A 24,238-nucleotide genomic window follows, 5' to 3' on the forward strand; every position below is an offset into this window, starting at 1 on the left:
CAGCTTGGGGCCAGCCAAGTGCCGGCGGAGGGGGTCAAGGGACTGGCGACGGGGCCTGCAACGGCACGCCTCTGGAGTGCTACGGCGTTCTCGCCGCCCTCCCTGGCTCCAGCACACTCGGCGTGGTCGGCAACGCCGAGGGCTGTGAGGGAGGACGGATCGTGGATGCCGGAGCAGAGCAGTCCGACGCCATTCCCTACTGCCCCGACGTCGACGGTGACGGGATCGCCGATCCGCCGCCGACGCATGGCCAGATCGTCGCTGCCTTGTGCCCCACGGCTCCCGCGCCGATCCTGGCCACCAGCCCACCGGACGAGGGCTACACCGGTTTGGAGACCTGGTTCTGGTCCACCGGGACTCACCAGGTGACCGAGACCGGCACGGTTGGCGGGTATGCCGTGTCGTGCCAGCTGGAGGCGGTGGAGTTCGCCGTGGACACCGGCGACGTCCATGCCGATGAGTTCGGCCACCCGCGCCACTACACCTCGACGTCGCCCGGCCACGACGGCGCCGACACCGACATCACCCACCTCTACGAACGCGTCGACACCTACACCCAGTCGCTCACCATCACTTGGTCACGCAGAACCCAGATGGGCGCCGACCGGACCACCAGCAGCACGACCCGCGACTACCCGGTCCTGGAGATCCGTGCCGTAGCCACGACCGGTCCGTAGGACACGGAGGGTCGACTAGTCATGAACGACCCTCAACAACCCTTGCTTGACGTAGTCATTCCTGCCTAGGTTGACCAACGCGCCGGGTGGGCCGGCGCATGGAACCAGGGGACGCCGGGGGACTCGAGTTCGCCGATGACTCAGAGGGAGAAGACTGACATGCGCAGGATCATTGGAGCGCTCGGAGCGCTGACGCTGGCCGTCGTGATGGCCCTTCCGGCCGGGGCTGCCACGACCACGGTCGTGGTGGGCGGGGACACCGCGTCGGCGGAGAACGAGCCAGGCTGGCTGTTCAACCGCGATGTGGACACTGCGACGCCATACGCGTTCACCAACGACCAGGCCAGCATCGGGGCCGGCAGCGTCTACATCGAGCCCATCGGCGGCGCGAACCGATTCGACAAGTTCATCGCCGAGCTGTTCGTCCTGACCCCGATCGCCGACGTTGAGTCGCTGTCTTACGACTTCCTGATCGGCAACGGCGGAACCGCGGCTGACGAGAATGAGTTCTACCTGAACGTCTACGCCAACTTCGGGGATTCGAGCCCGACCAAGTTCTTCGACTGTGTGTACAACGTCGTCCCAAGGATGGGATCAACACTGTCCTGGACCACCGTCACCTTCGATCCCTCGCAGCCGTACCCGTTCAGGCAGTCCGGCAGCGCGCCCCACGACTGCCCCGACTCACCAGCTGACATGGAAACGATTTCTGAGGGCTCCGTGGTCCGTGCCTTCGCCCTGAACGTCGGCGACACCTCCACAAATGACGTCGGGCTCGACGGGCACTACGACAACGTGGTGTTGACCGCCGACGGCGACACGACGATCTACGACTTCGAGGTCGACGAGGATGGCAACGGCGTGGCCGACACCGCGCCGCCCACGGACAAGGACGACTGCAAGAAGGGCGGCTGGGCCACCTTCGACAACCCCTCGTTCCCCAACCAGGGACAGTGCATCAAGTACGTCAACACGGGCAAGTAGACGTGCTTCCGGCGGCCGGACCGTGCATCGGTCCGGCCGTTGCCGTGTTCGGAGATGGTGTCGGGGCGGGCCGCTCCCCGGTCAGCTGCGGGGGACGAGCGGGATCAGCCGGGAGTCAGCTAGGGCCGCGGCACGGTGGCCGTAGCCGGCGAGGTACTCCGGGGACGACGTCATGTCGCGGAACGCCTGCGCCGACGGATAGCGAACAAGCAGCGCGGTGTCCCAGTGCTCGTCGGCAGGGCCGATAAGGCTGACGGCCGCCTCGGCGAGCAGCTCCACAGCGGCACCGGCGGCCTCGAGCAGCGGGATCGTCCACTCGCTGTACACACCGTAGGCCTTGCGACCGCTGATCGGCTCGGCCGGGGCAAGCTCCGGGTGGCCGGTGTAGTCGGCGACCTCGTTGAAGCGCAGCAGGTTCAGCATCACCACGGGGCCGGTCGGCGGGTTGCCGAAGAAGGCGTGGGCGGCGTCACGGTCGAGCTCGGTGTGTCCCATGGCCGGGGAGTGTGGCATGCCGCTCCCCCGACCACGCAACGAGCCGTCGGCGACCCATTCAAGGGTGGATCCACACCCGGCTCGGGCCGTCGGAGACCGATGTCACACCCCCCGCGTACCTTGATCGGTACATCGAGAACTGGATTCCGGGAGGAGGTGAACGCGACGATGAGTGCGGTGGTGGACCGGCGAGTGGTCGGTGGAGGTCGCGTGTCGGCGATGGGGCTGGGTCCCGCGGGTGCCGGGCCCCACGGGCGATGTCACACCCCAGGTCTAGGTTGATGAGTAGGTGAAGGATTGGGTCCTCGGGAGGAGGTGAGTGCGAGGATGACGGCGGTGGTGGACCGGCGAATGGTCGGTGAAGACCTTGGGGAGGGACTTGCCAGCGAGGCGGTTCCGGACAGCTGGGGTCGCCGGTTGGCGGAGGTGTGGTTGTCGGAGGAGGACGTCGCCGTCTACCTCGCCGATCCTCGGGCTGACTCGTCGCGCGACGTGCCGCCGCCGGGGTCCACGGACGAAGGCGGGTCCGCGGGATCGAGGGGCAGCGGTGCGGCTGGGGACGGGCCGGGCGAGCCGTCGGGGGTCACCTCGTGGGGTGGTCGCATCGGGGAGGTGTGGTTGTCGGAGGAGGACGTTGCCGCGTACCTCGCCGAGCCACCGTCGGAGGATGATGGCGCATCGGCTGGTGGTGGGTCGGCAGCTGGCGGTGGGTCGACGGCTGAGGGTGGCGGCCCGGTATTGGAGTCCGCATTCGGTGAGGCGGCTGCCGATGGTGGCGGCCCGGAGTCCGCAGTCGGTGAGGCGGCCGGCGATGGTGCCGGCAAGGCGTCAGGGTCCACGTCCGGAATGGCGGCTGTCGATGGTTCCGGCCCAGCGTCGGAGTGCACATCCTGTGGGGCGGGTGCCGTATCGGCTGATGGGTCGGCGGTGGGTCCGGCGGTTGCTGGTGATCCGGCGGTGTCGGTGGGTGAGGTTCTCGGGGGTCTGGGGCGGCTGAACGGCTGGTTGGCCTGGGCGTCTGCGGGCGATGTCGGGGAAGGGCATGGGACTGCTGGCGGGCCGGTCGATGCGGAGTCGGTGCGGCTGGTGGTGGACGGGCTGGCGGGGATCGATGCGGCGTTGACTGCGGCCAGGTTGCGGGCGGTCGTGACCGCGGATCAGACGGGGCTGCCGGCTGTGGACGGGGCGGCGTCGCTGTCGGCGTGGATCGCGGATCGGTGGGGCCTGACCGGCAGCACAGCGGCGCGGGAGGTGCGGTTGGCGATCGGGCTGGTCGACGAGGACGAGGTGCTCGACCAGCTGCAGGCCGGGGTGATCTCACGAGATCATGCCGCCGGTCTGGTGGCGGCAGCGGAGAAGCAGGCGGCCGATCAGGACGCCGCCGCCCGGGCCCGGGCTGCTGCGGAGGACCGTGCCCGCGAGGAACGCCGCCGGGCCGACGAACAGGCCCAGGCAGAGGCCGCGTCGATGGCGGAGCGGATGCGGCTGGCCCGTGAGGCCGCCGCCCGGGAGGAACAGCTCGCCCGGGAGCGGGCCGAACGGGCCGCCCAGCAGGCCGCAGCCAACGACGCAGCCCGCAAGGCCCGACAGGACGCCCTGCTCCAATCCGCGGTACAGGGGGCGTCGCCTGATCAGGTCCGAACCGACGCCAACCGGATGCGCGCTGCCGATGCGGCGGCGCTGGAGCGGGCGGTGGCGGCGCAGCGGGCCCGCCGATCCGTCACCTTCCGACCCGATGGGATCACCGGGCAGCGGGTGATGCGGGTGGTGCTGACCGATGCCGACTACGAGCTGGTCCAGTCCGGTATCGAGGCCGCCCACACCTTCGACCCACCAGGCACCCCCGAGGACGAACGACGGACACCTGCGCAGCGGCGCTACGACGCCTTCCTCGACCTCGTGACCGCCGGCGTGCAGGCGGGGCAGCTGCCCACCTCGCGTGGCACCAAGCCCCACGTCACCGTCACCATCCCGCTCGCCACGTTGACGGGTGAGGCGGAGGTCGCCGGTATCGGCGGGTTCGGGACGGTGATCTCGCCGGAGACGGTTCGGCGGTTGGCGTGTGATGCCCGGTTGACCCGGGCGATCGTTGATGCGACGGGGATGCCGTTGGACATCGGTCGGACCAGCAGGGCGTGGACGGTCGCGCAGCACACCGCGGCGGAGCAGCTGTTCGGTGGGTGTGCGTTTCCCATCGCGGATCGGACGCCGTGTGGCCGGCCGATCGGCTGGACGGATCTGCATCACGTCATCTGGTGGCGTCACGACGGCCCCACCGACCAGGACAACGGCGTGTCGCTGTGCAGGCATCACCACAACGCCGTGCACCACGACGGCTGGCAGCTGTCCTTCGACCTGCCCACCGGCACCGTCACGGTGCAACGGACCGCAGACGGCCGCACGGTCACACGCACAACCCGGTTCCCCCACGACAACCCCAGACGCAGCCTGGAACAGGACACTCCCGACAGACCCGGTCCCGACGGGCTTGGTCCCAACCGGGCTGGCCTCGGCCGCCCTGGTCTCGACCGCCCTGGTCTCGACCGGGCTGATGCCGACGGGTCTGGTCCTGGCCGGACTGATCCAGACCGGGCTGATCCAGACCGGGCTGATCCAGACCGGGCTGATCCAGACCGGGCTGACCCCAACCGGAGCGACCATGACCAGGACGATCCCGGTGATGGGCAATTGCCGATCTGACCCGCACCCCGCCGCCGGCGGGGCTGTCGGGCTGTCTTCAGTCACACCTCGAGCCGTACAAGCCCCACTGTGGCCAGCCCAGTTCGGTCGAGCGGGCGACCGGCTCCCCACCGATGGGTTGTGACAGCCCAATCGCATGCGCGGCCTGGGCTCGGCGACCAGCACAACCGTCGGGCTGTCTCCAGTCCACCCACCCAGCCCTACCGAACCCACCGGCGGCCAGCCCCGCCCCGACCCGGTCGAACGGCACGACCAGCTGCCATCGCTGGGCACGCGGACGCGGTCGGCAAGATCCCTCGCGCGAGCGACTCGGTACCGCTCGCAGCCCGACCGCACACGCGGCCGCGGCTCGGACGATCAGGAGAACGTCGCCACGGTGGCCAGCGAAACGTTTGGTCACCGCCCTCCCCCGAGAGGTTGTAGGGGCAGCCCGGCCCGGCGAGCGTTCGCTCCCTCGATGCCCGGCCCCCACGAACCCCGCAGACGGAGGACAGGCGATGGCGAAGTACCAAGTCGGACAGGACGTGGAGTGGGACTGGGGCAACGGCACGGGCACCGGCACCGGCACCGTCAAGCAGATCTACACCGAGCGGGTGGAGAAGACGATCGCCGGCACCGAGATCGTCCGGGACGCCGACGAGGACAACCCCGCCTACCTCGTCGAGCAGGACGACGGCGACCGTGTGCTGAAGTCGGAGTCCGAGCTTCGGAAGGCCTGACGCCTGCCGGTCACCCTCTCAGGACCACCCGTCACATCACCCCCGGTCAGCCTTACGGAAGCCTGACGACACCCGGCCGCCTCGCTCCGACCTCCATACGGTCGAGCGCATGACGCGCCTGCTTGCCGTTGCCGCGCTCCTCCTCGTGATCGGGCTGGTGGTCGTGGCGGTGCGGGCTCAGCGGACGGGTGAGGACGCCGTGGCCCTGGCGGCTCCCACCACGCCGACGCCGGTGCCGAGCCCGGCCGCCGGACAGACGGCCGCCTCCCCCACCCCGGCAACGCCCACGCAGGCCGGAGCAACAGGCACCGACGCCGGCGCTCCCACCACCCCGGAAGCCGCCGAGAGCGAACCGCCCGATCATCCCGCGCCCACCCCGACGGAACCGCCGATCGCCAGCCCGATCACCAACCCGATCGCCAACGAGGGCCCGCATCCCGAACTGCGGGACATCGACGGGTGGCTGCAGAGCGAGGTCTCGTCCCTGGAGGAGCTTCGGGGGAAGGTCGTGGTCGTCGAGTTCTGGACCTTCGGCTGCATCAACTGCCAGCGCACCCTCCCCAACCTGATCGAGCTGTACGGCGCCCACTCCCGCGACGACCTCGAGTTCGTCGGCATCCACTCCCCCGAGTTCGCCCACGAAGCCGACGTCGACAACATCGTCGCGGCAGCCGCCGACCTCGGCGTCACCTGGCCGATCGCGCTGGACACCAACAAGCGGACCTTCCACCACTGGCAGGAGGGCACGACGGCCTACTGGCCTCGCACCTACGTCCTCGACCGCGACGGCAACATCCGCTTCGACCACATCGGCGAGGGGCGGTACGACGAGCTCAACGAGACGGTGGCCCGGCTGATCGCCGACCCGGCGCTGTAGCCGACGCCGGTGGACCCGCTGCTGGAGGGGGTGGTCGCCGCCGCGCAGCCCTGCTCCCTCGCCCTGCTGCTGCCCGCCGCAGGAGCCACGGTCCTGGCAGGACGTCGGGGCTGGCTGGTTGCGACCGCGTGCATCACCGGCGCGATCCTCGCCACCTGGGGGCGTGCGTCTGGTCTGCTGCCGTGGCTCGACCCGTCCTCCGCCGGCGTGATCGGTCCCGCGCTGGCCGTCGTCGCCGTGGTCGGCACCGTCCTGCTCTGGCAGGCCAGCCGCAAGGCTCTCGACCCCAACACCAACGACTCGTCCCAGACGCACGCAGCAGGGGCAGACGCGTTCCGGGCTGGCGCTGGCGGCGCTGCGGTCGGCGTCGCTGCCGGCCTGATCTGGCAGCCATGCGTCGGGCCGGCCCTGGGCAACGTCCTCAGCCGGCTTCCGGATGACCCCATCGGGCTGTTCCTGCCCTTCGCCGGCTACATCGTCGGCCTGCTGCTCGCCGTTGTCGCCCTCGCGGCGCTCCCGCACCTGCATCCGACGGTCACCCGACGGCTGGGGGCCGTCCCCGTTCGGGTGGCCGCCGCCCTCCCCCTCGTCGCACTCGCCGCCGTCCTCGTGACCGGCTCGCACGCACAGGTCATCGGTGCGCTGGTGCGGATCTCGTCGCCGTGAGGTCCGGGACGGGCCCGGTCGAGCAGTCTCCGCCCCCGACCACCCGGCGGGCGCGCCCGACCCGGCGCCGGGCTACTGGTCCACGATCCGGGTGTGGATGCTCCGGGTGTTGCCGTCCTTGGGCCGCTGCCCCTTGAGGGTCCGGACATCCTCCATGCCGGTGTAGTTCACGACGACCTCGATGCCGGAGAACCGACGCCAGTCGGTGACGACGGTGCCCGAGCTGTTCGGGTTGCCATGGGTGACGTTCATGTTGGCCCCGCCGGAGAGGTCCCGGACGGTCATCTCGTCGGACTTCCGGGTGTCCGGTGCCTCGCCGTGGACGGTGATCACCGGGGCCAGCGCCTCGTACAGGCGCACGTCGACCTGGTCCACGCCGTTGTCGGTGGCCACGATCACGTTCTCCGTCGTGGGCGTGACGATGTGCACCGGCAGTCTGACCGACGCCGTGTCGGCCGGGTTGGGGTTGACCACGACCTCCACCTCCGGCCCGGTGGACTCGATGACCACAGCGTCGTCGTTGACGGTCCCGCTGATGAGCACCTGGTCGGCGCCGTCGCCGGGGTCCACGTCCAGGCGCCCCACGTCGACGAAGCCGTGCAGGACATCGAGGCTGCCGGGGCTCGGCTGGCACGAGTCGGTCAGCAGGCCTCCACCGGGCTGGGCGATCAGGTGCACCCTGCCGCTGCGGGGGGTCATCGGGTCGTAGCAGATGGCGTCGTCGCCTCCGGTCCCGAGGACGGTCAACCCGAGGTCGGCGTGGCTGGTGTCGACCGTGGAGACCTCGGGGAACCGCACGGTCCCGCCGTAGCCGGTCACCGACACGTTGCCGATGTCGACGACGGCGTCGCCGGTCGGTCCGTCCAGCGACAGGTGGTCGCCGTCGTCGGGCCCGCCGCCCTCGAAGGTGGTGGTCACCCACGGCAGCGGGCCGGTGCCGATGACCTCGTCGCTGCCGTCGAAGCCGCGCAGGGTCAGGCCGACGGCGCCGTTGGCGGTGAGCGGCACGAAGCCGTCCAACCGCACCTGGGTCGCCGGGCCGTCGACGCGGAACCGGTCGGCCGCGGGTGATCCGTCGAGCAGGACGTGGTCCTCCGCGACCGCACCCGGATCGTTGACGACCAGCGCGCCATCGGCGGTCAGGTTGGTGACGGTGAACGGCAGCAGCGATCCGACGCGAACACGGGCGGCGTCGGCCGCAGTGGGGGTGACCACGACGTCCTGGGCACCGTCGGGGGTGAGGATGCGCGCGGTGTCGGCGCCGTCGCGACCGTTGACGGCCACCATCGAGGTGCCTGTGGTGGTGAGGACCGGCACGTCGGGACCGCCGTCGACGGTGGCGTGGTCGGCATCGAGGGGGGAGAGGTCGAACACGCGCGTCGCGCCCAGGCGGTCGGTGACCTGCACCCGGTCGTCTGCCGAGGATCCGCCGGCCGCATGGATGCTGTCGAGGTCGCCGAGGTTGTCGTAGGCGATGTCGATGACGTCGGCGCCGCCACGTCCATCGACGACAAGGGCGGGATAGCCGACGTGGGTGACGGCGGCGCCGGTGTTGACCCGCACCGCAGGGGTGCCCGGGTCGCCGAGGGTGATGGTGTCGGGGGCGTCGGTGCCTCGGACCGTCAGCGTGCCCGTGCCGTCGCCGACCACGTCCACGCCGTCCATGCCCTCGAACGCGACAGCGCCACCGGGAGACGCGATGGCCCCGGCGGTGGCGGGGACGGCGAAGTCCACGCCGATGTCGCTGCCGACGACCCGTACCAGGTCCCCGTCGGCAGCAGGACTGCCGCCGTCCAGGACCAGCGCTGACGGTCCGCCGGAACCGTCGACGACCATCGAGTCGCCGCCCTCCCGTCCCTCCACTCGGAGGGCGTCGGTCGTGGCGTCGACCCGTACCCCGAGCAGGCTGCCGACGGTGACGGTGCTGACCGATCCGCGCTGGACCGTGATCGCGTCGGCGACCGTCCGGCCCTCGACGACGACCAGGTCGGCGCCATCCCCCGGGGACACGAGGAGGTTGCTGGTGCGGGAGAGGGCGAGGAGGGTCGTGTCCAGGTCGCTCGTGACCTGCGCGGCCGCGCTGCCCGTGGGGCGCACGGTGACCCGGTCGGGGCCGCCTCCGCCGACGACGGTGACCGGACGGTCCACGGCGTCGACGTCGACGCGGTCCAGCCCGGCGACCGCGATCGCCCGGTCCCCCGTGTGGGTGATGGTGCTGGCCGCCAGGTCCAGGCCGATGCTGCTGTCCCGGCCGGTCACGACCGCCACGTCACCGCCCGACGGCGGTCCGCCGTCGACCAGGACCGCGGGACCGGTCGCCCCGACGATGTCGTGGGCGGCGGGCAGGTGGAAGGTGTCCTGTCCGTCGAGTCCCTCCAGCAGCAGCGTGTGGACGCCGGTGGTGGTGACGGGGATGCGTGTGTCGACGGTGGTGCTGGTCTCACCGCTGCCGCCGGTCAGGACGAACACGTCGGTGTCGACCTCACCGCGCACGGCCACGCGGTCGCTGGGGACTCCGGCCGCGTCGGCGCCGTCGATGACGACCCCCCCCCGCCCGAGGGCGCCGTAGTGCAGCGGCGGGAAGCTCGTGACCCCGCCGGTGGCGTCGCGCAGTGAGACCGTCCCTGCGTCCACCGCTGCGCCGGGGACGGCGAGGATGGTGCCGGGGATCCCCGGAGAGCGGACCAGGAGGGTGTCGCCGGACGGCGGCGCGGTCCGGCCGTCCACCAGCACCGACTCCAGGCCGGTGACGGTGATGTCGGGTGCCAGCGACATCTGGACGACGCCGCCGTCGGCGGTTCGTGGCTCGTAGACGATCGTCTCGCGCAGCGCCGTGCCGCGCACGAGCACGCTGTCGGTGCCGGCGTCCCCGCCGGCAACCTGCACCGCCGTGACACCGCCGGGAAGGGTGCGGGGTTCCACGACCACGTCGTCGTTGCCGGCCAGCCCGGCCAGGACGAGGGTCGGGTAGCGGCTGAACGCCACCGTCGTGCCCCTGCCGACGGTCACGGTGCCGCCCGACTGCACGATCGTGTCGTGGGTGTCGGAGCCCGACACGGTGAAGGACCCGGCGTCGTCGCCCTCGGCATCGATGTGCTCGAGGTCGCGGAAGGCGATGGCGGGGCCACCGGCGGCAAGCGTGCCGGATGCGGGTGCCGCGTCGAGGGTGACGGCCGCCGAGGACTGGGCTGCCGCGAAGCTGATGCGATCCCCTGCGGTGTGGACGCCGCCGTCGACGGTGATGGTGGCGGTCCCACCCTCACCGTTGACCACGAACCGGTCGTCGCCGGAGCGGCCGTTGACGACCAGCGACTCGGTCCCGGCCACGGCCCGTACGGGGAGCGTCTCGCCGACCTGGGTGACGACCGCGGCACCGCGGAAGATCGCGATGTGGTCACCGCCGGTGGTGGCGTCCACGGCGACGGTGTCGTCGCCGCCGACCGGATCCAGCTCGAGGGTCCCCCCGGACACGCCCTGCACACCACCGACCCGGCTGACCGCCAGGTTCCGTCCGTCGCCGTCCATGGTGATCGTCCCGGCGTACGCTCCCGAGGGGGCGTAACGCATGGTGTCCGCTGCGTCTGTCCCGCGGACCGTCACCCGGCTTCCGGCCACGTCGACGTCCTGCGACTCGACCTCGGTGGCGGTGTGGGTGGCATGTCCGTCCTGCGCGAGCGTGCTGATGCCCTGGTCGACCACGATCGGCGCGCCCGTCCCCGTGAACGCGAGGCGGTCCGGACCCGGCCCTCCTCGCCACACGACCGGGGGCACGACGTCGGCCGTCAGCGCCACGGTGTCGCTGCCGTCGGCGGTGGTGATGTCGACGGTCGCGACCGCCAGCGCGGTCAGCCGGAGCGCCTCCAGGCCGTCGCGGTGGTGGACCACGCACGTCCCTGCCGTGGCCGCACACTCGGTGCGGTCCAGCGAGCGCGCGACCGTGACGAGGTCCTCGGCCTGGCCGGTGGCGATCTCCAGCCGGTCGCCGCCGCCCAGGCCGTCGACGGTCACGGCGATCGGCCCGCTGCCGTCTGCGCTGAGCGTCACCTGCGGCAGCGGGGCGGGCACGCCGGTGTTGGTGGCGTAGTGACCGGTGAGGGTGACCACGTCGGGCGTCGTCGAGCCGATCCGCACGACCTCCTGGACCGGGGTGCCGGTGACCAGCAGGGCGTCCCCTTCGTCGGGCTGGACGCCGAGCTCGATCTCGTCGATGCCGGTGGCGTCGATGGTCGGGGCGGCGCTGGTCCCGCTGAGGCGGGTGATGCCGGGGAACCGGGTCGCCATGGTCATGGGCTCGGTCACGCCGTCGCCGTCGGCGACCTGCAGCCGGTCCCCGGCCTCCTCCCCGCCCGTCACGCAGATGCCGGCCACGCCGGCGGCTCCGTCGCGGGCGCAGGTGGTCGGCTGGCTGACGAGCCCGGCGCGGGTGGCGATCCGCACGACGTCGGCACCGGCGAGTCCGTCGATGACCAGGTGGTCCTTGTTGAGCACCCGCAGGGCAGCCATCTGGCCCACGCGGATCTCACCCGACGTCGCCGGGCCGCTCGGGGCGGTGTTGGTCAGGGTCGGGCCGGCCGCGGTGGTGATGGTGTCGGCGTCGGGTGTCCCGGCGACGTGCAGGGGTCCCGGTGACATGTCGGTGATGACGTTGGTGCCGCGGGCGTTGATCTTCAGGGTCGGCACGGGGGCCTGGAAGGGCTGGTCGAGGCAGCGCCCGCCCGGCTGGTTCTGGGTGCGGCCGAGGCACTGGACGATGCGGACCTCGTCGGTCTCGGGCAGCGGGGTGACGGTGGTGGTCAGGCCCTGGCTGCAGGCGTTGATGGTGCACACCCGCAGCTCGTCGTTGCCGGCGCCGCCGACGAACACGAGCGACAGCGGCCGCCCGCTGGTGTTGGTGACCATGTTGGCGCGGTGGGAGACGAACACGCCGTCGTCGCCGTCCAGCCCGTCGATGACGATCCGCTCGATGTCGGCGCTGGGCCGCTCGAAGCAGCCGAGCAGGTCGGTGCAGAACTCCAGGGTCGCCGCGTCCTTGGCGGTCACCACGAAGAAGTTGTTGGCGTTGTCCCCGGTCAGGTGGACCTCCACCGCCGTCTGGGCGTCGGCGCTCCGCAGGCCGCCGACCAGCACCACTGCCGTCGCGAGTGCGACGGCCGCCAGGAGACGGGCAAGGGATGTGATCGTCGTGCTGGTCATGGTGTCGGGTCTTCCTGTGGTGGTGTCGGCGGTCCGCAGCCGCCGGATGATGGGCCGGTCGAGCGGGTCAGAGCCGCTGGAGGGCGGTGCTGGCCATGCCGACGAGCGCGTCGGTCAGCGCCGACTCGGTCCCCGCCGGTGCCGTCATGACGATGACGACGGTCTCGTTGTCGCTGGTCAGCGCACTGATCTGGGCGATGAGCTCGGAGGTGACGACCCACGCCTCGACGTCGGCCCCGAGGTCGACCTGCCGCGGCACGGCGCCGAGGACGTCACCGAGCTGGCGCATGCCGGACTCGAACGCCCCGTCCTCGGCGGGCAGGGCAGGCGTGGACGCCACCGACACGGCACGACCGGTCATGTCGTCGGCGACGTAGGTGCACTGGGTCGGATCGGCGATCTCCGTCGTCGTGGCGCCGAGCGCAGCCTCGGCCTCGGCCTCGGTCACGAGCTGACACGGGTGGGTTCCGGTCGTGGCGGCCTCCGGGGTCGCCTCCTGCGTGGCGGTTGGTTCGGGCGCCGGCTCGCCCCACTGGGCCCTGACGGGCAGGCCGTTGAAGGCGGCAAGGACGGCGGCGGCGACGAGGCCGGCGACGATGGACTGGACGAGCATGCGGGTTGGTGCTGACACGGTGGTCCTCCTGCGGGAGCTGCTGGTCGGGTGGTCGGGACGTCAGCCCCAGGGGTTGCCGCTCGGGGTCGGGGTGGGGGTGGGCGAGGGGCTGGGGGCCGGAGTGGCCGAGGGCCACGGGCTCGGCGGCGGGGTGGTCGGTTCGGGCGTGGGATCCCCCGGCGGTGGTGTGGCTGCCGTCGGGTAGGTGCCGCCCGGGGGTGGCAGCTGCGACACCGCTGTCCGGTAGGCCTGGGCGAAGCGGGTGTGGGCCAGGCGTGCGTCACCCTCGGCCATCGCGGTCATGCCCTGCTTCCACAGGTCCCCTGCGCCGTACACGGTGATGTCGGACCCCCCGTTGGGGTCTGGATGCGTCGTGGTCGTGCCGGTGTCGACACCGACGGCCTCGAGGTGGGCGATCTGGTTGCGGACGATGGTGGCCACGCCGACGTACTGGGCGTTCTGGAAGCCGTCGACGTAGGGGATCGCGAGGTCGCTGTGGCCGGGGAGACCGGTGTACAGCGACGCATCCCGCTGCCAGGCCGGGTGTCCGTCCTGGGGCAGCATCAGGATGGCGCTCGGCACGAGCTGCACGCCGGCCTCCTGGTCGGTCGCGCCCGGATCGGCGTTGCCGTCGAGGTCGAGGTAGGCCAGCTCCTCCTCCACCATGGCGGTGAACAGCACGTCCACGAAGTCGCCGCCGAGGGTGTCGCCGCAGGCGTCGACGCGGGCGTTCTGGTGCTCCAGCTCCATGATGGCGACGTCCAGGGCCCGGATGATGATGTTCATCACCGTGAGCGTGATGCCCACGCCGACCTTGATGCCCTTCTGCACGACACCGTCGATCTCGAAGGGTGCGGCGTCGAGGATCGCGTAGCCGGCCTCGATGCCGCCCACGACGCGGCCGAGCACGAAGTGGTCCTGGGTGAGCTGGCTCAGCGCCGGCCGGCCGTTCCAGCCGTCCAGTGCGTGGTCGTCGGGGTGGCCGTTGTCCAGGCCCGCCGCGTAGTCCACGCCGACACCGACCAGGGCCTTGCCGCATGCGACGCTGAGGGCGTCCGCCGGCGACGGGGCCAGGAGCAGCACCGCGAGGAGGGCCATGACGACCAGGGCGGTGCCGACCACGCTCGGACGTGCGGGGAGGATGGTCATGACGTCGTCAGCCCCATGGCGTTCTGGTACGCCGCTCGGTACAGGTGGAAGGCGTCGGTCCAGCGCTCGGCGGCCAGCGCGGCATCGGCCTGTGCCAGCAGGTCGGGGGCGTTGCGGATGTCCACGCCGTGGCTCTGCAGGTGGGCGATGGTCGTCGTCACGATGTCCTGCACCCCCAGGTCGGGGGCATCGAGGAAGCCGAGCTGCACCGTGGAGGTGCAGTCACCGCCGGTGTCCGCGAGCTGCTGCGGTGCGGTGGGCAGCTCCCCGGTGGCGAGGGCGTCGGGGATCGGGGGACACCAGCCGTCGTCGGCGACGACGTCCCGGGGCAGGACCGGCCACGGTGGGCTGCTGCTGCCGGGGGTCGGATCGTAGGGCGCGACGAGCATCGCCAGGGGTGGTCCGGTCCGGGCCAGGTTCCGCTGGACCAGCGCGACCCAGGCCGAGTGGGCCATGTCCCCCGACAGGGTGCCGCCGCAGGCGTCCTCGTCGGCGACCCGTCGGCTGTAGTCGAACAGCTGGGCGGCGATGACGGACTCGGCGATGTAGATGATGCCGGCGGCGATCAGGAGCACGAAGCTGGAGATCCGCAGCGCCTTCTCCGCCGTCGACACGGGGATCTTGACGGCGGTGTAGTACAGCTGGCTGGCGGGGGTGCCGACCTGGAGGGCCACGTCGACGCCGCTGGCGGCGATGGCGTGCAGCAGGTCGGCGACGTCGACGAGGTTGCCAGCGACATCGGCGATCGTTTCCCGGGCGAAGACGAGGGCCTGCTCGGTGCGCTCCAGCTCCTGGAGGATGCCGATCCCGCCCCAGGCCCGGTTGCCGGCGTCGAGGTCGGGGTGGCCGTTGGTCTCCGACCCGGTGCCCACGAGGTCGTCGCCGCAGTACTGGTGCAGCGCCCGGGCGGGGGCGCCGAGCAGCCCGAGGGCGATGACGAGGGTGACGATGACGCCGGTGCGACCGATCGTGCGCCGGCGCCCGCGGACGAACCTGTCAGCAGGGGTGGACACTGGAGCTCCCATCGACGGTGGCGAACTGGTTGTTCCGGCGGGTCAGGTGGTCCTGGACGGTCTCGAACGGCCGGAGGTCGTCCAGGCCGGTGTGCAGGACGAAGCTGAGGGGGTAGCCGCTGGCGTCGTTCTCGGCGATGACGGCGCAGCCCCCGGTGCCGTCGTCGTCCACGACGATGCCGGGCGGGGTGGTCGGGTCGGCCGCGGCGATGTCCACGATGTTGCGGAGCAGGCTGACGTCGTCGGCCCGCAGCAGCTGCAGGGGGATGCCCATCGCGTCCAGCACCACGGTGTCCTCGACGGCCGCGAAGTCGACGTTGTCGATCCACACGCCTGCGCCGACACGGGTCATGGTGGCGTCCCGGACGGCGATGCCAAGGGTGTCGGCCACGTGCACGCCTGTGCCGACGACGTCGGTCGCCGTCAGGCTGGTCAGGTCGACCTGGCGGCCGTCCACCACCGAGACCCCGTCGCCGCCCACGTCGTCCAGGGCGAGGCCGATCAGGGATCCGCCGCTCTCGCGCAGCACGACCGCCGTCCCGGTCGTCCCGGCGACGTTGCCACCCTGGAGGTCGACGGCGGTGCCGAACAGGTCGATCCCCGTCTCGCCGCCCGACACGCCAAGGGCCTGGAGCTGGACCGGCCACGGGCCGGTGCCGTCCACGACAAGCCCCCGGCCGCTGGCCCCCGTCATGGCGATCTCGAGCTGGGACAGGAACGTCTGGACCTCGCCGGCTGACGTCGCATGGCCGATGACCAGGCCGTCCCCGTTGCCGGTGAACCGCAGCGCGGCTGGCACGATGTCGTCCATCAGGAACGTGCTGGTGTCGGCGGCGGTGACCGCCAGGGGCCCGTCCAGGACCGACGCTCCACCGAGGCGCACGGTGGCGAGGACTGCCTGTCCGTTGCGGACGTCGACGGCCGGTCCGCCGGCAGGGGTGTCGCTGATGTCGAGCGCCGACAGCTGGATGGTGCCCGAGCACGTGGCGGTGTCGCAGGGAAGGTCGGGCATCGGGCCCGCACCGGGATAGCTGGTCCCGTTGAGGAGGTCGACGGGGGTGGATTCGAAGCCGGTCACGGTGACGTCGTCCGCGGTGAGGGGCACCACGTTGCGGGCGTGGATCCCCGAGGCCGTCGCGTCCGTGGCGCTGCTGCCGTAGAGGTCGGCCCCTCGCAGCACGAGGCCGCTGACCGTCTCGGCCTGCACGGCGTGGGTCTGCGGACCGGTGATGGTCGCGTCGGTCAGGTTGACGGTCGTGGAGTTCTGGACGATCGCGCCTGCGCCGCCGGGGTCGGTGATGGTGACTCCGGCGAGGCGGATCTGGTCGGCGTCGACGATGCGCACGCCGTCCCCGGCCGGGTCGGTGACCTGCAGCTGGTTGACCTCGACGTTGGTGAGGCCGTCGATGGTCAGGCCGGTCCCGGCCGCGTCCACGATCGACAGTCCGTTGATGACGGTGTCATCGGCCAGCCGGACGGCGTCACCGGGAGCGTTGATGACGGTGGCGTTGCTGATGCTCCCCTGGATGCGACCGCCGCTCTCGGAGATGATCCACAGGGCGGAGAAGAAGGGCCGCAGGAACTCGGGGAGGTCTTCCACCTCGGGGCTGTACTCGATGGTGATGCCGTTGAGGTCGAAGTCCAGCCGGGACGTGCTGCCCGCGGACTTCAGCACGAGGCCGGGCTGGGCGAGGGTGACCAGCAGGTGTGGGGAGCCGTCCACGTTGACCCGGCCGCCGTCGGTGGCGCAGAACAGCTGGGCGACGACGGAGTCGGTGGGCTGCGGGCCGAGCTCGATCGACAGGTCGCCGTTGGCCCCGGCGCCGGCGAACAGGCCGGTGCGGTCCTCTTGGCTGTCGAGGAGGATCAGCCCCTGTGTCCGCAGGACCGCCCCGCTGGCGCTGCCCTGCCCGTGGAGGGGCGTCGGCCGTCCGACCGGATCGGTGGTTCCGGGTGGTGGGCTGCCGTTGAACACCACGAGCTGGTGCAGGGTCGCGCCGCGGACGGTGGAGTCCTCGATGGCCAGCACCCCTGCCGTGTGGCGGGCGAGGATGCCGGCGGTGCCCTCGATGATCAGCGGATCGCGGCGCGGGAAGAAGATGCCGACGGCGTTGCCGGACGTGGTGCAGGTCTCGTGGACCGAGTCGAGGTCACGATGCTGCTCGTACCACGGTGCGCTGTCCGGCGGCTCCTGCGGGTCGGGCAGCGCCCGGAGGTCCACGCGGCTGCGCCGGATGGTGACGTCGCGGGTACCCCAGAGCTCCACGCCGGCCACCGACGGGGCCCCCTCGACCTGCAGGCGGTCCATCGTCACGTCCTGGGTGTTGCGGACGGCGACGCCGGCTTCCCCGCCGCCGTTGACGGTCACCTGGTCGAGGGCGAACGGGTGGGCTCGGTCGATCAGGATCCCGGCGGTGCCGGCGCCACGGACGGCGGCCCGCACGATGGAGCCCCTGACGGTCGCGCCGTTGCGGCTGACGACGTGCAGGCCGACCTCGCCGGCGCTGACGATGCCGCCCCCGGTGGTGGCGTCGAGGTCGATCACGTCGACGTCGAGCGTGGTCGGCAGGGGGTTGCCGTCGTCGTCGTGCCCGTCGGCGGTCAGCAGGACGGCGTCGCGCGCCGAGTGGCCGATGTTGCTGCGCGAGAGAACCACGTCGACGGTTGCGCCTGCGACGACGTCGACGACCAGGGAGTGGCGTCCACCGACGGATGCGCTGGCGATGTCACCACCCATGGTGAGGTCCAGGTCGGTGCCTGCGACGGTGTCGATGCGGATCCCGTCGACCTCGGCCGGCGTGCCGCTGACGGTGCTGTTGATGATGGCGAGCGCCGTCGGACCGGACGCGGCGCCGGTGACGAGCAGCCCCGTCGCCCGCGTGTCGCCCACGGCCGTCCCGTCCAGGCGTGTCAGCGTGCCCATCGGACGGTCGAGCTGGATGCCCACGCCGTCGCTGTCGTCGACCGACACCCCACGCAGGGTCAGGTCCTGCGTGTCCGCGCCCAGGACGCCGACCTGCCGGGGACGTTCGACGACGGTGCCGTCGAGGAGGATGCCGCGGCCGCCGCGGACGTGGACCCCAGCGACGCCCTCGGCGTCGTCGGTGCCGGCCTCGGTGATGCGCAGCGCACCGACGGTCTGGTCGAAGGAGGACTGGACGAACACGCCGCCGACTGCCGGGGTCGTGATGGTGCCGCCGCCGATGACGAGTCGGCCACCCCCGGTGCCGCTGACGGCGGACAGGTACACGCCGTACCCCTCCTGCTCCAGCACGCCGGGCAGGTAGGTGGCACCGCTGGAGCTGGCTTCGGCGATGCGGGCACCGGCCGCGCCGATCACGACGCCGGACAGCCGCAGCGCGGCCCGGCCGTCGGCGACGAGGCGGTTGCCCGGTCCGGTCATGGTCAGCACGGCGTCCGTGGCGTACAGCGGCGTCCCGTTCGTGGTGGTGACGTCCACGCCGCCGGTGAACCCGACGATCCCACCGGCGCTGTCGGTGATGCGGACGCCCGCGCCGTCCCATCCCACGGCGCCAGCGACGGTCACCGAACCACCGCGCAGACCGTCGACCCGCAACGGGCGGCCTGCCGAGCCGGTCCCGTCGGGGTTGGTGATGTCGGCGCCGATGTGGACCGTGCCACCCGCGTCGGCGGCGTCGACACCGGTCACGTCGACCATGGCGCCCGCGGGACCGGAGGACGCCGTCAGCGTGCCGTCGTCGATGCGAACGGTGCCGCGGTGCCCGTCGACGCGCAGCGCAGCACCGGCCGGGTCGGTCACGGTGGCCTGCCCCACGTCGACGACCCCGGCACCGCCGTCCACCACGACGGCGTCGCTGCCACCGGTGGCGGTCAGCGTGGCCACGACCACCTGCCCGGTCGGTTGCTGCTCCGCGACGTCCAGCGCGGTCCCCGTCGCGGTGGAGTCGAGCGTGGCGACGGCGACGATCCCCGGGCCGTCGACGACCCGTAGTCCACCGGCATCCGAGGTGGTCAGCTGGCCGACCGTGACAGCAGCGGGGCTCGAGGCCACCAGCGCAGCCTCGGACGTGGTCACGTCCGCCAGGTCCACCGCGCCCCCGACCCGGTCCAGGGCCATGGCGCGATGGGCGTTGCCGGCGGCGAGGACGGCGATGTCGACGTCGACGTCACCGTCGACGAGGTCCAGGGCCGGTCCGCCGGCAGCCCGCACCGACGGCAGGTCGATCACGGCGGTGCCCACTCGTTCCAGTCCGTCATCACCCAGCTCGCACTCGGTCGCCGGGTCCGCCGGCGACGGCGCGGGACAGTGGTCGATGCCGCTGCCGAGTGCGTCCACGGAGAAGCCGCGCAGGACGTTGTCCTCCGCCAGCCGCACCGAGGCGCCGGCCGGCGGCTGGACGACGGGGGCCTGCGTCGGCGCGCCGGCCAGCAGGGGCACCTCGCCAACGACGAGCGGGACGCCCTCGCCGAGCAGGTGCTGGCCGTCCTCCAGCACGACCCCCGATGGGTGGACCCCCGACCGCAGGTACACCGTGTCACCCGGTCCGTCCTCGTCACCTCGCGTCGACACCGATGCCGGTGAGGCGTAGGGGGCGCGCCCGGTGCCGCACCCGATGTCGGTCGCGGACGGGTCGACGATCCACACGATCCCCGCCAGCTCCAGGTGCACCGTCCGTGTCTGGACCGAGCTGACGTCGCTCGCCGTGCGGACCTGGTAGGTGAACGTGTCGGTCGTGGGGAGGGTGCCGTCCCAGGTCGGCGTGCCATCGGTCGGATGGGGCATGGGGTCGCAGGCGTCCTCGATCCCGTCGCGGTCGGGCCGCGGGGGGATGTAGGTGAACCTGCCGTCGGGCTGCACGTCGACTCGCCCGCCGAGGGAGGTTCGCTGCGTTCCCGGGGCGTGTACCTCGAGGTCGCCCGGCGCGCCGTCGTTGGCCAGCACGCCGTCGGGTGCGGTGACGGCGACCTCGGCGGGATCGGGTGCCGCGCCCCCGGCCAGCAGGCGGGTGTTGACCACGGCCCGGTAGACGTCGTCGGTCGGCTGGAAGCGGACCGCGACCGTGACCTCGACCGTGCCGGTGACCGAGGCGCCGGCCGAGTCGGTGATCCGCACGGTCAGCGTGTGGGTGCCCAGCGGGGGCATGCCGGCCGAGAGGCTGATCACCCCGGTGGTGGGATCGATCCGGAAGCGTGTCGACTCGGGGTCCAGCGCGAAGCGGATGGCGTCGTTGTCGCCGTCGGGGTCCTGCGCATCGATTGCGAGGGCGACCGACAGCGGGTCGTCGTCGTCGATGATCGTGAACCTCGTCGGGCCCATCAGCTCCGGCGGGATGTTCGGTCCGCCGGACCGCAAGCTGACCTCGGCGGTGGCGGACTCCAGGTCGCCGTCGCTGAGGCGGTACCGGAAAGCCACCTCGTCCTCCTCGTCCATCTCCCCGGCCGGGTCGAACTCGTAGGCACCGCCGTCGAGCAGCACGAGTCGCCCCTTCACCGGCGGGGACACGAGCACGACATGCAGGTCCGCGACGGGGGTGTCGACGTCCTGGGGGCAGGGCGACGACCCCGGGGGGCAGTACAGGAGGGAGAAGGTGTCGTCGTACCGGTTGACGCCGCCGACCACGACCGTCCGTGCCTGGTCACGGGCCACGGGGGCGTCGTTGCGGCCCTCGACGGTGACTTGGACCGTGGCGGGGGCCGAGGCACCCTCGGCGTTGACCAGGTGGTAGCGGAAGGTCACCACGACCTCCTCGCCGGGGGCGAGGTGGTCCAGCGTGCCGTTGGGGTCGTAGGTGACCACGGTGCCGTCCCAGCCGACGCTGCCGCCCGACACGAGCGTGCCGAGCTCGAGGATGCCGCCGGCGACGACGTCGTTGCCCAGCACGTCGATGGCCACCGGGGTGTCCTCGTCGGTGCGGGCCACGTCGTGGTTGGCCACGGCCGGGCTGATGCCCGTGACGGTTATCCGCAGGGTCGTGATGGCCGAGGTGGCCGTGCCGTCGCTGGCCCGGTAGGTGATCGTGGCGACGGCGGTCTGCCCGTCCTGCAGGTGGTCGTAGGCGCTGCGCGGGTCGAAGCCGATGGTGCCGTCGCCGTTGTCGGTGAAGGTCGTGGGCGGGTTGCCGGCACCCAGGTCCACCAGGGTCAGCGGGTCGCCCTCGGCGTCGGTGTCGTTGCCGAGCAGGTCGGTGGCGGCGATCACCAGCGGCGTGTTCTCGTCGGTGGTCAGCTCGTCGTCGGTTCCGACCGGGGCGTCGTTGACACCGTTGACCGTCACCTCGACGCGGGTCACCCCCGAGTCGACGCTGCCGTCCCGGGCGACGTAGGTGAAGGCGACCGGGGCGGTGTCGCCCGTGCCGAGGTGCTGGAAGTCCTGCCCAGGCTGGAACGTCAGGCCGCCGTCGGCGGCCATCTGGACGGTGCCCTGTGGTGGGGCGTCGACCAGGTGGGCGGTCAGCTGATGGGACTCGGCGTCGGTGTCGTTGCCGAGCACGCCCGGTGGGACGACCGCGAGGGCGGTGTCCTCGTCGGTGGCGAACGCGTCGTCGACGCCGACGGGGGCGTCGTTGCGGCCCGTCACGGTGATGGTCGCGGTGGCCGGCTCGGACTCGAGATGGTCGTCGCTGGTGGTGTAGGTGAACCGCACCGTCCGGCTGCGGTCGACGTCCAGGTCGTCGAAGAGGCCTCGCGGGTCGTAGGTGAAGGACCCGTCCGGGGCGAGCACGACCGCACCGACCTCTGGGCCGTCCACGAGGCTGGCGCGCAGCGTTCCGCCGGCCACGTCGGCGTCGTTGTCCAGCACCCCGCGGGCGGCCACCGTCAGCAGGCTGTCCTCGTCGATGGTGTAGGCGTCGTCGACCGCGACCGGTGCCGCCGGCGTGACGAACGGCGTGTAGAACTTCGAGTCGCATCCCGCCGCGTTGCTCGCCCAGCGCAGCTCGCCCCGCTCCTGCACACGCCCGTTCTTGATGTTCTTGCTGCACAGGATCTGCGGGCCGCTGTCGGGGATGGTCACCGGGAACTCGTGGTCGCGGGTGCAGGCGGCCGGATCGGTGGTGTAGCGGACCAGGCCGAAGTCGTCTCGGGCACAGAGGTGGACGGGCCCTTCCTCGGGGACCTGGATCGGCTGCTCGCGTCCCTTGCAGTCGCTCGGCGAGGTGGCCTGGGCGACCTTGTCCTCCCGCTCCACGCACAGCACCCGGAGCTCGGCGGGCGGGGCCTGCGCCCCGGCCGGGGCCGGACCCAGCAGCGGCGCGGCGAGCACCGCCACGAGCGCCGTCGCCAGCAGCGCATGGGGCCTCGTCGAACGCAACCAGAACCGTTCCACGACGTCCCCTTCGCTCTCCGTCGCCGGGTCGGTCCGGGCGACGAGCGGGACGCTAGGAGACGGCTGTGGGCCTGCCGTTGGACACGCGTTGGCGGTCCAGGTGGATCGTTGGTGGGGCGTTGGTCGCGTCGAGCCGGGCCCGGTGTCGGTGGGCCATCAACGGGCCGATCTCGTGCAGGACCACCCGCCGCACGACCGGATGGCGGAACGCGAGCAGCCCCTCCGCCGGATCCACGACCCGGAGCAGGCCGTGGTCGACGAGCGCGTCGGCGGGCGGGTACCAGTCGTCCGGCGCGCACTGCCCGGCAGCCGGCGCCACCTGCGACAGCAGGAAGGAGTCGCCGGCGACCGCGGCGACATCCAGCAGGCGCTTGGCGTCCTCCGGCAGGCGATCGATGCGGCTGGATGCGATCGTCCTGATCGACTCCGGCGGTGGACCGTGCGGGTCCCCCGGTTCGCGCAGGAGGTCGATCAGGTAGCCCACGTTGCCGCCGGACAGGTGTAAGGCCTGCGCACGGTGGTCGGCGTCCCCGCACGCCGGCACGATCGACGCCATGACGTCGGCGCTGATCGGTTCGAGCTCGACCGTCCGGACCGTCGCCGACCGGTGCAGCTCCCCGAGGAAGTCCGTCAGCACCCTCGTCGGCTCGTCCCGGCATGCCGTGGCGACCACCCTGACGCCGCTGCGAACGGCGTCGAGCACGAGCTGGTGGGTGCGGTCGTCGATCCACTGGACGTCGTCGACCAACCACGTCCGGGGACCCGCCCCGTGGACGGTCGTCCGAGCGCGGCCCGCCACGTCCACCCGAGTCGTCCCGTGCAGGCCACACCGGACGTAGGAGGTCGACATCCGCTCGTCGGCCATGAGCTCGGCGAGGAGGCGCGTCTTGCCGCTCCGGCTCTCACCCGTCACCACGACCGGGTGTCCCTCCTCCAGCGCCTCCGACACACGGCGCAGGACCCCGGCACGTCCCAGCAACGGCAGGCAGCTGTCGATGCCCAGCGCCGTCGCAACCGCCTCCGCATCCAGGACGAGGTCGGTCGGGGCCGCCACGACCGGCGCCGGGCCCGACCGCCCGGGTGGGGGTTGCGTCCGGGAAGTGGACGGGACGTGGGCCCCCGCCCCGAGGAGCTCCAGGTGCAGGGCCTGCAGCACCGGGGAGGGGTCGATGCCGAGCTCGTCCGCCAGGCGTCGCCGGTGTCGTTCGTAGGTGCGCAGCGCCTCCGCCCTGTGCCCGAGGGCGGCGAGGCCGCGCATCAGGAGGTCCGCTGCGGCGTCGTCGTCGGGGTCCTGCTGCAGCATCAGCCGTCCCATGCCGACGGCAGCAGCAGCATCACCGCGTTCCAGCGCCGCACGACCGTCCGCGGTCACGAGGTTGCGGTGCGCCTCCTCGATGCGTGCCCGCCATCCCTCCACCCACGGCCCGACCTCACCGGGCAGGAAGCGTCGCCCGGGCGTCCCGTCGGATGTCGTCATCCCCGCGCCGGCGTGGTCCCGGCCATCGACCAGCTGCTCCACGTCGACCGACGTGTCGGCCGGAAGGGTGACGCACAGGCATCGGTCCTTCGTCACGATGGACGCCTCGCCGCCGAGCCGGTCGAGCACCCGACGAACACGGCTGATGACCTCGCGCACCGACGATGGCCACGACGGCGGTGGCCCCTCCGACCAGAGGACCGCTGCCAGCTCGTGGGTCGGGACGGCGCGCCCTCGCTCGAGCACGAGGTAGGCCAACGCCAACCTCGTCCGCCTCCCGCGAACCTCCTCGTCCCCGACGACCCGCTGTCCGTTTCGCAGCCGAATCGGGCTGCACAGATCGAGCTCGAAGCCCATGTCCGTTCCCCG

Annotated in this window: 13 protein-coding genes; 6 read left to right on the forward strand and 7 right to left on the reverse strand. The window is 72.0% G+C overall.

Annotated features, from left to right (window positions below; translation table 11 throughout):
* The first annotated feature begins 161 nt into the window (after positions 1-161).
* Both DVS28_RS17535 and DVS28_RS17540 read left to right on the forward strand, forming a co-directional pair.
* Positions 162-677 (forward strand): hypothetical protein, encoded by a 516-nt coding sequence (locus DVS28_RS17535; RefSeq protein ID WP_164710694.1) that lies wholly within the window; start codon positions 162-164, stop codon positions 675-677.
* Between the two features lie 159 nt (positions 678-836).
* The gene (locus DVS28_RS17540; RefSeq protein WP_114592616.1) at positions 837-1,661 is read left to right on the forward strand and encodes a hypothetical protein; all 825 of its coding nucleotides are present in this window, start codon (positions 837-839) and stop codon (positions 1,659-1,661) included.
* Positions 1,662-1,742: 81 nt separating this feature from the next.
* Here the strand turns inward: DVS28_RS17540 and DVS28_RS17545 are convergent, their stop codons facing one another.
* On the reverse strand, positions 1,743-2,156 hold the full coding sequence (locus DVS28_RS17545) for a DUF1330 domain-containing protein (protein ID WP_114592617.1): 414 nt from the start codon (positions 2,154-2,156) through the stop codon (positions 1,743-1,745).
* 327 nt (positions 2,157-2,483) lie between these two features.
* Between DVS28_RS17545 and DVS28_RS17550 the strand changes: the two genes are divergently transcribed.
* The 4 genes from DVS28_RS17550 (at position 2,484) to DVS28_RS17565 (ending at position 7,118) form a co-directional block, all read left to right on the forward strand.
* Positions 2,484-4,856, forward strand: a complete 2,373-nt coding sequence (locus DVS28_RS17550; RefSeq protein ID WP_114592618.1) for an HNH endonuclease — start codon at positions 2,484-2,486, stop codon at positions 4,854-4,856.
* A gap of 497 nt (positions 4,857-5,353) precedes the next feature.
* A complete protein-coding gene (locus DVS28_RS17555) occupies positions 5,354-5,575 on the forward strand; it encodes a hypervirulence associated TUDOR domain-containing protein (RefSeq protein ID WP_114592619.1) in 222 nt (73 codons plus the stop codon).
* Between the two features lie 109 nt (positions 5,576-5,684).
* Entirely contained in the window at positions 5,685-6,452 is a 768-nt protein-coding gene (locus DVS28_RS17560; RefSeq protein WP_114592620.1) for a redoxin domain-containing protein, read from the forward strand.
* A gap of 9 nt (positions 6,453-6,461) precedes the next feature.
* Complete coding sequence (locus tag DVS28_RS17565; RefSeq protein ID WP_114592621.1) at positions 6,462-7,118, forward strand: hypothetical protein; 657 nt, start codon at positions 6,462-6,464, stop codon at positions 7,116-7,118.
* A 72-nt stretch (positions 7,119-7,190) separates the two neighbouring features.
* On the opposite strand, the gene DVS28_RS17570 is transcribed toward DVS28_RS17565, so the two are convergent.
* The 6 genes from DVS28_RS17570 to DVS28_RS17595 form a co-directional block, all read right to left on the reverse strand.
* Positions 7,191-12,311 carry a beta strand repeat-containing protein gene (locus DVS28_RS17570; RefSeq protein ID WP_114592622.1) on the reverse strand — a complete coding sequence of 1,707 codons (5,121 nt, stop codon included), beginning with the start codon at positions 12,309-12,311 and terminating at the stop codon, positions 7,191-7,193.
* A gap of 67 nt (positions 12,312-12,378) precedes the next feature.
* Complete coding sequence (locus DVS28_RS17575; RefSeq protein WP_164710695.1) at positions 12,379-12,942, reverse strand: hypothetical protein; 564 nt, start codon at positions 12,940-12,942, stop codon at positions 12,379-12,381.
* Between the two features lie 42 nt (positions 12,943-12,984).
* Positions 12,985-14,073 (reverse strand): hypothetical protein, encoded by a 1,089-nt coding sequence (locus DVS28_RS17580; protein WP_114592624.1) that lies wholly within the window; start codon positions 14,071-14,073, stop codon positions 12,985-12,987.
* Entirely contained in the window at positions 14,070-15,086 is a 1,017-nt protein-coding gene (locus tag DVS28_RS17585) for a hypothetical protein (protein ID WP_114592625.1), read from the reverse strand. The genes DVS28_RS17580 and DVS28_RS17585 overlap by 4 nt, the downstream gene beginning before the upstream one ends.
* Complete coding sequence (locus DVS28_RS17590; RefSeq protein ID WP_114592626.1) at positions 15,070-22,392, reverse strand: Ig-like domain-containing protein; 7,323 nt, start codon at positions 22,390-22,392, stop codon at positions 15,070-15,072. The genes DVS28_RS17585 and DVS28_RS17590 overlap by 17 nt, the downstream gene beginning before the upstream one ends.
* Before the next feature lie 52 nt (positions 22,393-22,444).
* Entirely contained in the window at positions 22,445-24,226 is a 1,782-nt protein-coding gene (locus DVS28_RS17595) for an ATP-binding protein (protein WP_114592627.1), read from the reverse strand.
* Between the last annotated feature and the right edge of the window lie 12 nt (positions 24,227-24,238).

It is taken from the genome of Euzebya pacifica, from assembly GCF_003344865.1.
Lineage (GTDB): Bacteria > Actinomycetota > Nitriliruptoria > Euzebyales > Euzebyaceae > Euzebya > Euzebya pacifica.